General features: G+C 39.5%; 7 protein-coding genes. 1 reads left to right on the forward strand and 6 read right to left on the reverse strand.

The window, feature by feature from the left end:
• Positions 1–4 precede the first annotated feature (4 nt).
• The 5 genes from FKG96_RS10615 to FKG96_RS10635 all read right to left on the reverse strand — a co-directional run bounded on the left by FKG96_RS10615 (position 5) and on the right by FKG96_RS10635 (position 10,044).
• Positions 5–1,942 (reverse strand): sialate O-acetylesterase, encoded by a 1,938-nt coding sequence (locus tag FKG96_RS10615; protein WP_130857158.1) that lies wholly within the window; start codon positions 1,940–1,942, stop codon positions 5–7.
• A gap of 257 nt (positions 1,943–2,199) precedes the next feature.
• On the reverse strand, positions 2,200–3,651 hold the full coding sequence (locus tag FKG96_RS10620) for a glycan-binding surface protein (RefSeq protein ID WP_149105513.1): 1,452 nt from the start codon (positions 3,649–3,651) through the stop codon (positions 2,200–2,202).
• Positions 3,652–3,662: 11 nt separating this feature from the next.
• Positions 3,663–5,252, reverse strand: coding sequence for a RagB/SusD family nutrient uptake outer membrane protein (locus FKG96_RS10625; protein ID WP_149105514.1), 1,590 nt, complete (start codon positions 5,250–5,252; stop codon positions 3,663–3,665).
• Positions 5,253–5,341: 89 nt separating this feature from the next.
• A complete protein-coding gene (locus FKG96_RS10630) occupies positions 5,342–8,530 on the reverse strand; it encodes a TonB-dependent receptor (protein ID WP_149105515.1) in 3,189 nt (1,062 codons plus the stop codon).
• A gap of 284 nt (positions 8,531–8,814) precedes the next feature.
• The gene (locus FKG96_RS10635) at positions 8,815–10,044 is read right to left on the reverse strand and encodes a glycoside hydrolase family 5 protein (protein WP_130857162.1); all 1,230 of its coding nucleotides are present in this window, start codon (positions 10,042–10,044) and stop codon (positions 8,815–8,817) included.
• Between the two features lie 267 nt (positions 10,045–10,311).
• Here FKG96_RS10635 and FKG96_RS10640 point away from each other — a divergent pair, with 267 nt between their 5' ends.
• Complete coding sequence (locus tag FKG96_RS10640) at positions 10,312–14,436, forward strand: two-component regulator propeller domain-containing protein (RefSeq protein WP_149105516.1); 4,125 nt, start codon at positions 10,312–10,314, stop codon at positions 14,434–14,436.
• A gap of 102 nt (positions 14,437–14,538) precedes the next feature.
• Here FKG96_RS10640 and FKG96_RS10645 read toward each other — a convergent pair whose 3' ends face one another.
• The gene (locus tag FKG96_RS10645; RefSeq protein ID WP_168204554.1) at positions 14,539–15,411 is read right to left on the reverse strand and encodes an AraC family transcriptional regulator; all 873 of its coding nucleotides are present in this window, start codon (positions 15,409–15,411) and stop codon (positions 14,539–14,541) included.
• Positions 15,412–15,537: the final 126 nt, after the last annotated feature.

Here is a 15,537-nt window from a genome sequence, read left to right on the forward strand (position 1 = left end):
GTCATTATTTTTCTGTGATCCATTTCCAATCATCTGTTTTGAAGGGCACCGCAGGAAGCCCCTCTTTATTAAATAGGTTTACATCCGGGTTATCGCTCCAAGAATAACGAACCGCTGTAGGATTTGACACTTTATCGGAGTAAACAACTATTGTATTCCCATCCACATAAGCTTTAGCCCATTCAAATTGCTTATCCGCCCCGGCAATGGTAAATCCTTCAACATATCCGTATTTATTATGCAATAATAAGCCGTTCGCTGCATTTTTATAATAGATAATCGCCTTATTCCCTTCAATTTGCATTGATTTGAACACTGGGCCGGTGTATACGATTTCTTTCTTTCCATAATCTTTATTCAACGTTATTAAGGCCAGCCGCATTCCTACATCTTGTTTATTTCGCGGATGGATGTCGTCCGCATCGCCTATATCCGTAATTACTGCTTGTCCGGTTTTTGGTAGGGCTAAGGTTCTGCTTTGTGCCTCTCGGAGTTCCGCCCATGTACTTTCTTGTGGTTTTTCGTCTTTTGCCATAAAGTTTGCCAGTTGTACCCAATAAAAAGGGAATTCGTAACCCCATTTAGCACGCCAGTCGTTAATCATAGTTGGAAATAAGGTGCAATAGTCATAGGCCCGTATGGCATTGTTTTCACCTTGGTACCATATTACGCCTTTAATTGGAAATGGTATAATTGGATTTATCATCGCATTAAAGAGTAATGATGGCTGAACATTCGGGGAGATGTAGGTAAAACCAAACTGTTTGTTTGTTACTGACTCCTTGTAATACCATTCTCCATTTAAGGGATACGCATTACCATCAATTTCTAAATACATATTATCGGCGTTGCCGTAAAATCCTCCACCTCCATAGTTATCAGTTATCCTTACCGTGACTGTATTTATGCCTTCTTTTAATGTGTTTTCAGGAATAACGTAATCTCTGTTAATTGCATGTCCATTGGTAGCGCCGATTTGAACACCATTTAACCAGGTAATGTCAGCATCGTCGATTGTACCAAGATGAATGCTTGCCTGTTTCTTGATCACTTCTTTAGAGAGTTTGATATTATATTTGAACCAGATCACCCCATCAACTTCTCCTAGAACCTCTTCCCATAACTGCGGAACCCGCATCATTTTCCAGGAAGATAAATCGACAGGCAGGGTTTCCCATTTTTCTATTGTTCCTGTTTCTTTGTTCAATGCTTGATAATAGGCGGTTTTCTTTTTTTCATTCTCCTTTGTGAATTCTTCCAGGTTACGGGTTCTAAAATCTCCATAGCGTTCTTTAAAATGTTCAGGTAATACGTTGAAAGCACTCGAACTGGTCCAGGTTTCTATATCCGTTCCTCCCCATGAGGAATTGATAATGCCGACAGGAATATCAAGTTCAACATATAATTTACGGGCAAAAAAATAAGCGACGGCTGAAAAATTGCCAACTGTGGCAGGAGAACAGCTCTGCCACATACCATTCAAGTCTGATTTCGGTTCCGGACTTAGGGCCTTTTCAACATTGAAAGCACGTATTTGTGGATAATCGGCTTTACGTATTTCCGTTGGTGCATCTTTAACATCTTTTACCGTCCATTCCATGTTAGATTGCCCTGATGCAAGCCATACCTCTCCAATAAGTATATTCTTGAGGGTGATATTACTATCTCGCCCTTTGATATGCATTAAGTACGGGCCACCATAAGACATGGGGTCAAGTTGAAGAGACCATTCGCCTCTTTTATTGGCTTTCACCTTTTTAACCTGATTGATAAAATGAACTTCTATCTCCTCGTTATTGTCGGTCCATCCCCAAATTTTTATAGGAACATCTCTTTGCAACACCATATTTTCTGAAAATATGGCCGGTAGTCTGATTTCTGCTTTAAGAACGGATAATAAAAAAAATAAGTAACAAAAAATGAGGCTGTGTTTCTTAGACATGTGTTTTTACTTTTAGTTTGTTTTACTTTTAACTCGATGGTGTAATCAATCCGTCAAACTTTGACTTCGTTTAATTTTTTCGATTCGAAGACGTATTTCGTGGTTTCTGTCGTTATCCATTTCGGATAACGACATTTTTGAGGGAACTTCCTGACTACAGGCATATAAAGTGCACAATATAAATACGTCTATTAACGGTTGTTTCATAATTTCTTCTTGAGTCTAAAGCATTTTATTTAAAGGTGATCAACTAATTTTTATTTGGTGATATCAACAATTCTAAAATTATCAAAGTACACATCAACATTTACATCGGCATTGTCCGACTTATTTTTGGTGAAAATGCCGAGGCCGGTATTTGCAATTGCCGCAAAACCCGCATAGTCTGTTGCTGCTGTGAATTTTGATAAAGCGATATCACAGGTTATCCATTTACCCGTTACTGCTTTGTTTGAATTTTTATCTCTGGGTAGGTAATCTACTACCATCTGATCCCCGTTACCTTTCAATTGAATTTCGAATGAGGCGGGAGCTAAAGATTCACTCATATAACATTCAAAACGAAGGACAAGATTCTCTATGGGTGTGTTGGCAGGTATGATATTGGTTGTTGGATATACGGCATCATTGGAAAGGTTGCCCCACCAATATTGCCAAGCGCCGGGCTTACCGAATATCCGGTAGCAGGTCCCGGTTGAAACGTAGGGGATCTTAGACCCGTCGGCAACTACCGCTTCATTATTGTCGCCCCAGCTATACGCACCTATATTGTCCCAGTTGAGCACCACATTTTCAACGGGATAAAATGCTTTGGGTGAATTCGAATTTCCTCCAGCAGCTGTTATCGTAACGACACCTCCTTTGCTAGGTGCTTTAGGTAATCGGAAATATAGTGTATCATTACTATTTGAAACTAGGAGATCAGATGCCGGTATTGTAAATTCACCATTGATATTGAGACTTGTTACTTCAATGAAGTAATCCCCTGTAATATAAGCGAGATCGCCTATGATGGGCATATCGCTACTAAATGTTTTAATCGTCGGGGGAGCAACATTGGTTGAAAACGGAATACTCACCGAGTCGGTATAGCAATATACCACTAAGCGGCCGTCCTGCACCCCTGGCGGTATGGTCAAATCAATGATATTATAATCGTTGCTAACGGTGTAATCCAATACCCCAACACTGGTTCCCGTTGTACTTTCGAAAACTACTTTCTGTATTTCATAAAAATTAGCTCCGAAAATTTTTAAATTTTCGCCAGGTGTTGCCGGATATTTCAACGTTATGCGATGAATTTCGGGTGCCGGTGAATATATATGAAACGCATACTTAGCTACACCCCGATTGGTTTCGATACGGATTTCATTGGAAAGTTCCGGATTGGTGCCTGTCAATATTAAATCGCCAGGAATGGTAAAGATTGCACTGGTAGCGGTACAATAGTTAGTATTGAAACTAACTTCTTGGTCATTAATATATATCTTTTGTATATCTCCCAAGTTGTTTCCGATAACGGCGATCATTTTTCCCGGGAAAGCGCCCGTAAATGTGCTGTCTGCTTTTGTTGGATCAGTAAGCCTTACGCTATAAATTTCAGGCGTTCCACCTGGGGCGTCTTTTTTACTGCAAGCTATAAATGCCGCTATCCCAATCAAAGCGATCCATAGTAATATATGTTGATGGAAAAAATTGAACGTTTTCATCTTTTAGCATTTTATTCGTTAAAGGTATAAGGTTGAGGTTCTTCTTTTAATCGTGGGTTCTGTATCAGATCATTCTCCGGGTAGGGAAAGAAAATATTATCATTGGTAACGACTACCGGAGTAGCAGGGGGTGTTGGTTCTTCAAAAACAAGGTTCCCGTCTTCATCCTTTGTTATAGAAGTCGTGGTCCACCCTCGTTGCTGATTGTTAAAATATTTCAGCATTTTTTCCGGTTTGTAACAATACCAGCTCACCATATCGTACCAATTGTTATATTCCATCGCGAATTCAATGCGTCTTTCGGTTATGATATCGTCCAACGTAATAGCAGTCTTTCGTCCGATTTTAGCGCGCTCGCGTACTTTGTTGAAGTATGTTAAACCCTCCCCGCCGTCCAGGCTATTATTATTGCCGAGACTTGCCTCGGCAAACGTTAAGTATACATCTGCTAAGCGCAGTATATACGTGTTAAGAGGGGAGTTCATCGATTGAACATATCCATCATTATCGTCATTAGGACCTCCCACGACACCTTTCTTAATAGACGATCCTGTTCCCGTGTAGGTGTAGCCCCCCTTGTCGATACTTATGTATGGATAATGAGCGTACTGTGTGAAATAGGTGGCATTTCTCCGCAAAGAATCAGAACGTTCGTATAATTTCAACATATCAACGGTTCCATTTAATCCCCCTCCCCAAACATTTACGCCCCCGGTTACATCTGATGAAAAGGCTAAATCAGCCAAGAGCGTATTACATACGCCCCAGTCTCCTAATGGTACCCATTGCATAGCAATTAATGATTCGGGATTGTTATTGTGTTTGTATTTAAACAAATCTTCATATTTCGGATACAAGACCAACCCGCTATTCATGCATACATCACCTGCGTATTCGCGTGCCTTTGCCAGATCTGCTTCGTCTCGTGTTCCTCCTTTTTTCCAACCGGAACGGGCTAAGTATACTTTTGCTAACATTCCTTTAGCTCCCCAGCTGTTCGCACGCCCTTTATCCCATGTCGGTGGCAGGTTCTCCACGGCATATGAGAGGTCATTAATGATAAATTGGAAGACATCCTCTTCACGATGGCGGGGCAATAAGGGGTTCTTGATCACTTCTTCATTGCTTTCAATCAGAATAACCGGCCCCCAAGTACGAAGTAAATAGAAATAAGAGATACCTCTCATCAGACGAGCTTCTGCTATTGCTAGATTTTTTTGAGCGTCCGTGACATTCTTGGCCTTATTGTTAATGGCTTCGATGGTTGCATTGGCCATCGTAATGACTCCGTAGAAAGATTTCCACGAGTCGGACAGCCCATCATCTAAGGATGTTACAGTAAACAACGTATAGGAAGGATTCATCCAAGGGTTATAAGCATCGTTTGCCCGTAGGCTGCCAATAGCAACGGCAGGCCGTTTATTATAATCAAACCAGGCCCGATTGTATAAAGGGGCGGTTGCAGCTTTGAGGGCTTCAGGCGATGTGTAAAAAGTTGCGTCAACGTAAGAACCTTCCGGTTCCCGATCAAGAAAGCTTTTACTGCATGAGACAATTAACAGCGCTGACATAAACGTTGTAAGTACATATAATCTTTTCATCTCTTTATTTTTTTATGACTGACGAGTATTCGGTATAAATAATTATCCTATTATTACGTCGCTCGATTTTGTGATACTAAGTGTATTTGCTAGAAGGTTAGGTTCAATCCAAATGTGTAAATTCTTTGAGCGGGGTAACGTGCATAATCAATACCACTGAGTAATACACTTTGGTTATACGATCCGATTTCCGGATCATATCCTTTATACTTGGTAAAAGTGTATAGGTTTTGGATATTCATGTATACTCTTAGATTTTCAACCTGTAACTTAGATAGTAGTTTATTCGGTATTGTATAACCCAAAGAGACATTTCTAATTCGTAGATAGGAACCATCCTCAACAAAACGATCACTCATGCGACTGTTGTCATTTGCGTCACTCACTGTTATGCGTTGTATCGTAGCATCTGGATTTGCAATTCTGACATTTGCGATATCCTGATCAGATCCGTCCGGATTTATTCGTTCAATAATCGCTATGCCCGTCGTTTCTTTCAGCATGCCCGAATTATTCATTGGATTGGTGAAATCTTTACGAAGTTGATTGTATATTTTATTTCCAAATACACCGTTAATAAAGATGTTTAGATCAAACCCTTTATAAGAGAAGTAATTATTGACGCCGAATAAAAATTTAGGCTGGGGGTTTCCAATAAAATCGCGGTCTTGCTCATCAATCTTCCCATCTCCGTTCAGGTCTTCGAAGATGAAGTCGCCTACCCAAATACCGTTTACATCGATGTTTTTGTCTTTAGGGAGTGCGATAGGTATTCTGTTGCCACTTTCATCTAACACAAAATTGTTGTATTGATCTTTCTTATAAAAATCGCTTTCGTCCTGAAACATGCCGATTACCTTGTAGCCATAAAACTGACCAACAGGGCCACCCACCTTGGTATAGGTAAAAGTTTCAGCACCAATCTTTCCCAATATGGTCGCAGTTTCCGTATATAAATCGGTTACTTTATTTCTATTCAGTGAGAAGTTAAGCCCCGATTTCCAGAAGAAGCCTTTTTTATTGATATTGATGGTATTCAACGTAAATTCCAACCCCTTGTTGGTCATTGATCCTGCATTCACCCAAGGGGCAGCAATCAGCCCGCTGATGTAATCGGGAAGGACTGCTTGCATAAGTAAGTTATCGATCTTCTTCAAATAACCATCGGCAATGAATTCGATCCTGTTTTTGAAAAGATTAAGATCTAAACCGATGTTATAAGCGTTAGTTTTTTCCCATTTTAAGTCAGGATTAGCAAAGTTTCCCGGATAAAAACCCGTTCCCCATATAGACGCCGCAGTCGCCATCGTTACACCATAGGCATAGGCGCTTGCCGCTTGATTTCCCACTAAACCCCAGCCGAGCCTTAATTTTAAGTTATCAACCGCATTGGCATTCTTTAAAAATGATTCATTTTTCATTTTCCAAGCAGCGGCTAGAGAAGGAAAAGTCCCCCATCGGTTGTTCCGGCCAAATTTATCGGATCCGTCTCTACGGACGGTAGCTGTTACTAAGTAACGATCGCGGAATCCGTAGTTTAACCTTCCAAAATAGGATTCAATGGCTCCAGACGATCGCGAACTGCTATTTCTAGCCGTTTTTGCATCCCCCGCGTCTAACTCATGCACAGAGTTTAGAAAGTAATTGACGCGGCTCCCGGATAGCGACTCCCATCTGTTCTCTTGTGTTTCATGCCCCGCCATTATTGAAAGGTTATGCCAGTCATTGAAATTTTTCGAGTAGGTTAAATAGGTTTTGAGGTTGGTAAAGGACGAGTTACTAGCAGACCGGGAACCTGAAGATTGCTGCTTAAAAGTCCCATAGTCATACGAAGGTGTAAATTGATAGGAATTATTGTAATTGAAGCTGGTATTTCCTTCTATTCTAAGAACTAAATCTTTCAATGGGGTAATATCAGCAAAAGCGCTTATATTGGTCTGTGTACCCTTCGTGTAGTTTTCTCGTGTAAGGGCTTCTTCTACCGGATTTGCAAAATAAGTTCCATACATGTTCTCTTGTTGCGAACCCCAACTCCCGTCCGGATTTCTGGCAGGTACTTCAGGTAGTTGTCTAATAGCCAATGATATAATTCCCCAGTTGTCAATCGTATTTACATTTTCAAGTCGAGCAGTATAGGCACTCACGCCGGTGCTCAACCATTTGTTTATCTTGGAGTCGAAGTTCATCCTTAGCGAATAGCGTGTGAAATTTGATCCTAATGCAATACCTTCTTGATTGAAGTATCCTCCGGTAATAGCAAAGCGATTATTTTCTGTGCCACCGCTAGTGCTTAATTGATGGTTGTGCATCAGTGAAGTACGGAAAATTTCTTTTTGCCAATTCGTCCCTTCTCCCAAAAGAGAGGGATCCATGAACTCTTCCCTTTCGCCAAATCCGATGACGCTGCTGCGCAAATTCTGATAGGTGGCGTATTCCCTTAAGTTTAATACGTCTAAGGTCTTTGGTAATTGTTGTAATCCCAGGTATCCTTCATAAGCAACTTTTGTTTTTCCTGCTTGCCCGCGTTTGGTCGTTATCATCACAACACCGTTTGCAGCCCTTGTTCCATAAATGGCTGTAGCTGAAGCGTCTTTGAGAATTTCCATTGACATGATATCTGCGGGGTTAATTGAAGATAATGCGCTGGAATTGTCGCGCGTGTTACCATCAATAAGCACACCATCAATGACGTATAAGGGTTCATTGCCACTAAATGAGTTTGTTCCGCGAATGCTTACCGATATACCTCCGCCCGGAGCACCCGAATTTTGTGTAACGGCAACTCCGGCAACTCTTCCCTGCAAGGCCTGGTCTAAGGAAGTATTGACGGATTTGCTTATATCGTCGGCAGTAACGGTAATCACAGATCCAGTGAGATCGCTACGTTTCATCGTTCCGTATCCGACAACAACAACCTCACTTAATGCTTGTGTGTTCTCTTCTAAAGACACATCAAGAACAGGGTTCGTTACCACTAATTCTTGTGTAACATAACCTAAATAAGAAAATACCAATGTTTTACCTTGAGTGATTTCAATAGCATATTTGCCATTTTCATCGGAACGTGCACTATTAGTAGTACCCTTAACAAGCACGGATACACCAGCAAGTTTCGCTCCATTGCTTCGATTGGTTACAATTCCTGTGACACGCAGGTTGTTTGTATTTTGCGCTAACAGGGGCGTTAGGCTCAAATAAAAAAACAGATACAGGATCGTCTGTTTCCAATGCCTGATTACAGGCAAAAGACCTTTTTCAGGTAATTTGTTTAAGTTCATGGTTAATTAAGTTTATAACAGTTTTGGTTTTATTGTTACCCAAGTTGGGTCGGTAAAGTTAAATACAGGATCAAATACAGAAGGGTATAGAATGTTATAGATATGATGCGGAAATGTTAATTTTAAATTTTATCAGCTCTTGCATACACTGGTTGGATGCCAAATTTTCAAATCGGGTTCAGTACAATAAGCGTGTACTATTAATCAATTTTCTAAAGTCCTTTAAGCGCATAACGCCCAAGGTTTTTCCTTGGGCGCTGATAAATTTTAACATTTAATGGATGTTAAAATGGATATTTACCCATATTGGCACCCCACATCAAACCATAGAAGATATACGGATCAATTACCGCCATATTGTTGCGACGATCTAAAACTCCCCCTACATCCCACAAGAACGGTGTAAATCCGGCATTTTTCGCCTCTTGAGCCACGCACGCATGAAAACGGTTTCTGGATTCATCGTGCGCTTTCTGGATAGTCGGATCGCTAAAGGTCCTTCTAACAGAACAAAATTCGCCAACAATTCCCGGGATGCCCTGATCGGTAAATCTGCGCTTCATTTTACTGAATTGTTCGCGTACATAATCTTCTCCGCCCCAGTTTGCCCAACGGCCCTCATACTCACCCACCGCGTAATTTTTAAATTCCTCGCCCCAGAAATAGAACATTTTACCCCAATCTTCATCCTTCGGCATCAGACAGAAATTATAAGGAGCATAATAATGTACTTCCATGATCATTCTACCTGCTCCTGTTGGATCATGTGGCAAAGTCATCAGTTCGTCCGATAAATCAATGTTTGTGGCAGGGCCTTGGACAATTAAATTTCTATAGGTATTTCGGCCTCCGCTATTGCGTACCGCGTCAACAAATGTTTGATAATAGGAATGAAGGACGGCCATCTCTTGACTGTTTTTTACATCGGGCTCGTTACTGCTTGCAAATAGTAAATGCTCATCATAATCACGGAAATAAACGGCAATCTGCTCCCATAAGGCTTTTTGTTTTTTATTGACCGATTCTTGCATTTCGGGCGTACAATTTTTTTCTAACCATCCCTCATCCCAATGGATGTTTAATATGGCATACATATCGTTGTTTACACAATAATCGACTACCTCCTTTACACGCGCTAACCAACTTTCTTTTATTTTATAAGTTGTTTGATCCTCTAAGTATTGATTCCAGGAACAGGGAAGGCGGACAGCGTTAATTCCCGCACTTTTAACGGCCCTAATCATGGCTTCCGTAGTGAGTGGATTTCCCCAATAGGTTTCTCCGCCAATCGCTTCCAATGTATTACCGAGATTCCATCCCACATGCATCTTGGAAACTAGTTGAAAGGCATTACTACTCATTCCGCTCATATCTGGCGGTATTTGCTGCTGACGCGTTGACGCAAGTTTAGATCCTATCGCCGCTTTATTGCTTGGAGAAGCGGTTTCATGAATTTTGGCGCAAGAAAGCATTAAGAATACCGGAATAATTCCGCATAGAATTTTTCTCTTCATAAGTTAAGAAATTAGATTAAAGAATGTTTATAATTGGGAGCTTCACGATACTGTGTATAGCAATCGCTTTAAAACCATCAAGGCTCCTTTGAAACAAAAATAGTGGGAGATAACCACGAGCAGATGATGAAATGTATGCAATAGGGGATCAGTATTTCTCTGCAAGGGGATCATATGTTTCTAATTACAGGATAAAATGATTAGCTGCCGATTTACTTGATACTATTTGTTTATTTTGCGTACGCTATTTACCGAATCAGCTAACCGATGAGGAAACCGACATTTTTTTTAATAATATTTTTATTTGGATTTGTACTCACCTATGCTCAACCTTATGAGTTCGCTCACTTTGATAACAGAAATGGGCTGTCTGGTAACGAAGTGCTTAGTATATTTAAAGATAGTAGAGGCTTCGTTTGGTTCGGCACAAGTACCGGTTTAAATCGCTTTGACGGTATCGCATTTAAGACGTTTAATAGTGATGTAAACGGCACTAATAGCTATCTATATGAGAATCTGAGAAAGATTGTCGAAGACGCCAATGGCAATTTATGGCTACAGGGAAACACTTTCCTATTCTATAATTGGCGTACGGAATCATTTACGAGCAATATCGATTCTGTTTTAAACAAGATGGGATTACCTCCATATCCTATTTCCGTACAAGTGGATAAAGACAAAAATTTTTATGTAGCCTACTTCGGAAAAGGAATTTACAAATATGACGTAGGAGCAAAGAAGATATCGCTTTTTAAACAATCACCCTATGCAAAAGATCTTGTTCCATCTCCCATTACTGATATGAAAATTCAAGATTATTTTATGTGGGTATTGCACAGGGATGGTGTCTTAGAGCGGGTCAACACAAAGACGGCGGCAGTTGAGATCCGAAATACCTATATAAAAGAAAAGTTAAAAAGTTCTATCATACCCAAAAATATTTTCATAGACGCAGATAAAGACATTTGGGTATACCCTGGAATTAATGATAAAGGAGCCCTATTCTTCAATTTGAAACAAAATAATTGGACATTATTAGGCGTGGACACCAACCCTGCACTCTCTCATAGCTTCACAAGATGTATTATACAAGACTCGAAGGGTATGATTTGGATAGGCACTGATCATGGGGGGATAAATATTTATGATAAAAAACGTAAGACAATCCGTATCCTTGAAAATAATGTTTATAATAAATATTCGCTGAGTCAAAATTCGATTATCAGTCTTTATTGTGATAATGACGGTATCGTATGGGCAGGCACCTACAAAAATGGTGTGTCTTACTATCATCCCAGCATGTTTAAATTTTGGAAATCGCCTTTATATTACCTATTTATTCGAAATGCGGAAGTTTTTGATTGTAGCAGCCTTTATAAAGATCAGCAAGACAATTTATGGGTTGGTACCAATGGTAAAGGCTTGATAAAATATAACGAACAATCCGGAAGTATGCAACGTTTTCGTGCCAACTCGAACGATGAACAAAGTATATCGTCTGACATTATCACCTCGATTTTCGAGGACAGTCAAAGAACAATTTGGATTGGTACATTTTTAGGCGGCTTAAACGCATATAAGAATCGAGGTTTTAAACAATACCGATTTGATAAAAACAATCCCAATTCTTTATCCAACCAAAGTGTGTATGGTATAGCGGAAGACCATGATCATAATTTATGGATAGCTACACTTGGCGGGGGAATCAATCGTTTGAATCCTGAGCGAAAGGTGTTCACACATTATAATAGGGAGAATAGCCCACTACGTTCAGATTTCATCCTGTCAACTTTTACCGACGCTTCTAAAAAGATTTACTTCTGTTCAGACATAGGCATCTATCGGATTTACAAGAAAAATGAAATTGTTCCTTTTTTTGCCGATTCTAAGCTTCAAGACTCGGTTTCGAGAACGCCTGTACCTCAATTAATGACTGATTCCGAGGGGTTGATATGGACGGCAACTAAAAATGGAATTAACATTTATGATCCCAAGGTAAAGACGTTTCATCGCATAACCACTAACAATGGTTTGTCAAGCAACGATGTGCGATCCTTGGTGGAAGATGGTGATGGAAATATTTGGGCCGGAACAAGTAATGGACTGAATCGTATCTATTTCAACCGTAAAATGCCGGAGCTTAAACCAGCTATTATTTCTTTTGACATCAATGATGGGTTGCCAAGCTCTAGTTTTAATCCCAGTGCTGTCTTTAAAGATAAGAAGGGCATAATTTACATGGGTACTACCCAGGGCTATATAGCATTTAACCCACAAGATATCCCGGTAAACAATTTTGTTCCTACACCTAGATTCACGGATCTTTTAATAGCCGGTCAAGTGATCAAGCCCCATGTGAATTATAACGGGCGCATCATTATTAATAAATCAATAGTCGATCTAGATGAGATCATTCTTAAACATGATGAAACCAATTTCACTGTTCAGTTCTCCGGCCTCAGCTTTATCCATCCTGAAAAAAATAAATATAAATACATGTTGGAGGGCTTAGAAAAGCAATGGAGAGAGATAACGAATGGTGTTGGCGTAGCGTCATACTCCAATCTCAATGCAGGTACCTATAAGCTTAAAGTATACGCAGGTAACGAAGACAATATTTGGTCAGAAAAACCAATAATCCTAAAGATCATTGTTAGACCGCCCTTTTGGTTTTCCTGGTGGGCGTGGACTATTTATGTCGCTACCGCCGGCCTTTTAATTACATTATTCATAAAACATAAGCTGAACAAGCAAAAAGAAAAATTCGAGCACGCACAAAGGCTGTTGGAAGCAGAAAAATTACATGAGGTCGATCAACTGAAACTTAAATTTTTTACAAACATTAGCCATGAGTTTAAAACACCGCTTTCATTAATAATCAGCCCGTTGGAAAAGCTCCTAACGTCTCCTATAAGTCCAGATGAAAAGTCGACATTAAACATGATGTATAAGAATGCGCGAAGGCTTTTAGATATGGTAAATGAAATACTTGATTTTAGAAAGCTTGATCAAAATCAATTGGCCTTGAATTTATCTAAAGGAAATATTATAGAATTTGCTAAAGATATTTGCGCGTCTTTTTCTCCACTGGCTGCCGAAAAATCTATTAAACTCACCTTTACAACTTTTCAGAAAGATTTGTCGATGCAGTTTGATAGGGAAAAAATGTATATGATCATTGTAAACCTAATTTCCAATGCGTTTAAATATACACGTGAAGGACATATCGATGTCAGCATTTTTCTTTCCGAAAAAGTTAGTAATAAAGCGATAGAAAAGCAGCTCTGCTTTCAGGTGTCAGATACTGGGACGGGCATCAAACCGGAATATCTCGGTAAAATTTTTGAGCGTTTTTTTCGTATCGAGAGTGCTGAGGTACATGGTATTCCGGGTACGGGAGTAGGATTGCATCTCGTTAGCGAATTCGTAAAGCTTCATGACGGTGAAATATATGTTGAAAGCGTTGTAGGAAAAGGGTCCGTATTTACGGTATTAATTCCTATGACAAATACCACATTGGACATCTTGAAAAACCAAGATGTCATCTATCCCGGAAGCGTAAAAAATGAAACATCCTTGGATGCTATGGCTGATTTGAATAAATTGCCACAAAATAACGGCTTGCCATTACTTTTGATTATTGACGATAATCAGGATTTCTGTAGCTTCTTAACCGGTCTGTTTTGTAACGATTATCGTATTGTTACAGCTAACGATGGGGAAGAAGGCTATGGTATAGTGCTTGATCAATGGCCTGAAATGATTCTATGTGACCTAATGATGCCGAAAATGGACGGATATGAGTTTTGCAAAAAAATAAAAGAGGATATGCGTACTTCACACATCCCCGTTATATTGCTTACCGCAAAATCATCCGACGAAAACAGATATTCCGGCATTGAAGCGGGAGCAGACGACTATATTTCTAAACCATTCAACATTGAGATTCTTAAACTGAAGATCGTAAAGATTATTGAGAAGCAAAAACTATTGCAAAGCAGGTTCAAAGCAAAGGTTGATATATCCCCTGGCAAAATCGAAATTGTCTCAATGGATGAGAAATTCGTAAAGAAGGCTGTATCTATAGCGGAAGAGAATATAGGAAATCCCAACTTTTTAGTGGAGGATTTATGCAAAGAAATGGGAATGAGTAGGGTTAATTTCTATAAAAAGATAGTGGCATTGACCGATAAGACCCCATCCGAATTTATTCGATTTATTCGCTTAAAACGAGCCGCAGATTTACTCGCAAAAAGCCAGCTATATGTAAGCGAAATTTCCCTTTTGGTAGGATTTAATGAAGCCAAATATTTTAGAAAATATTTTAAGGATGAATTTGGTGTTACACCCAATGAGTATAAAAAGAATGTCTCGAAGTTGCATGGCGATTGACCATAACGGAAATACAAAATAGAGGTTTTGATACCGCTCCGTACCGTTAGATTACTAGATTATAGCCTACAATTATCTTTTCAATAGCACACCATTTAACGCTTATTTTAACCGTAAGGGGGATCTATTATGTTGCATTTTTCCCGGGTTTTCACCCGCTATTTTTTTGAAGAGGCGGTTAAAATAGGATATGTTTTCAAAGCCCAGTTGATAAGCAAGTTCTTTAATGCTAATGTGCTTCACCAGCAGCATCAGTTGTGCTTGTTCTATTTTTTTTTGATTAATATATTTTCTAGGAGTACAATGCATTTGTTTTCTGAAAAGGCGAATAAAGTGATCTGTCGTTAAACAGGAGGCCTGTGCAAGCTCCTCGATTTTTATTGGTTTATCCATGTTACTATGAATGTAGTGAATAGCTTTCAAAATGCGTTCGTCCAGATCTAAGTTCCTATCGGCGGCCCCTGTTAAAAAGCGTGATAGGATTTGTTTTAAGATGCCTTCGGTTTCCATCTCTAAGGCAGGGGGTGTATGCGTTTGTTGGCTAATATTCTTTATCAACGTTGGCGAATTATCATAATCTTTCGGATCATAAGCTTGTAGTTCAAGCTTGGGATTGATAGCTGCTAAACGTTTGATAAGGAAAATAATTAACTCATCAGCTTTGATTTCGACAGGAAAATCGAGGATGTCGAAAATACTCAGCTGTTTACCTAAAGTTTCATAGATGTGAATGTAATAAAGTGACAGCTTACCGGTGCAGCTATAACTATGTTTGGTATGAGGTGGTGTTAGGTACAAATGTCCTTCTTTTAGTGTATATGAATGATCTTCACGTACGATTTTGGCTGACCCGCTTTCGATGAAATGAATACGGGTAAAAGGACTATGTATATTTTTCCAGTTCCAATCCGCATGATGGACGGCCCGCCCGACATTCAATAAGATAAATTCTCGTTTAATCTTCTTTTCATCCATACGATCCTTATGTTTTCTAAATATAATAAGAAAAGTCGATAAAGTACAGCTTCCAATATGAATAAAGGATAAAATATGGGAACTAGGGCAAAGCTTAACGTAAAGCAAAAATCGATAAAGTGAAAT

The organism is Olivibacter sp. LS-1, assembly GCF_008245145.1.
In the GTDB taxonomy this organism is placed as follows: domain Bacteria; phylum Bacteroidota; class Bacteroidia; order Sphingobacteriales; family Sphingobacteriaceae; genus Olivibacter; species Olivibacter oleidegradans.

What these genes read in the sequence shown, in the direction of transcription:
- FKG96_RS10640 (WP_149105516.1), top strand. Translation starts at nt 10,312, where the DNA reads ATGAGGAAACCGACATTTTTTTTAATAATATTTTTATTTGGATTTGTA.
- FKG96_RS10625 (WP_149105514.1), bottom strand. Translation starts at nt 5,252, where the DNA reads ATGAAAAGATTATATGTACTTACAACGTTTATGTCAGCGCTGTTAATT.
- FKG96_RS10620 (WP_149105513.1), bottom strand. Translation starts at nt 3,651, where the DNA reads ATGAAAACGTTCAATTTTTTCCATCAACATATATTACTATGGATCGCT.
- FKG96_RS10645 (WP_168204554.1), bottom strand. Translation starts at nt 15,411, where the DNA reads ATGGATGAAAAGAAGATTAAACGAGAATTTATCTTATTGAATGTCGGG.
- FKG96_RS10635 (WP_130857162.1), bottom strand. Translation starts at nt 10,044, where the DNA reads ATGAAGAGAAAAATTCTATGCGGAATTATTCCGGTATTCTTAATGCTT.
- FKG96_RS10630 (WP_149105515.1), bottom strand. Translation starts at nt 8,530, where the DNA reads ATGAACTTAAACAAATTACCTGAAAAAGGTCTTTTGCCTGTAATCAGG.
- FKG96_RS10615 (WP_130857158.1), bottom strand. Translation starts at nt 1,942, where the DNA reads ATGTCTAAGAAACACAGCCTCATTTTTTGTTACTTATTTTTTTTATTA.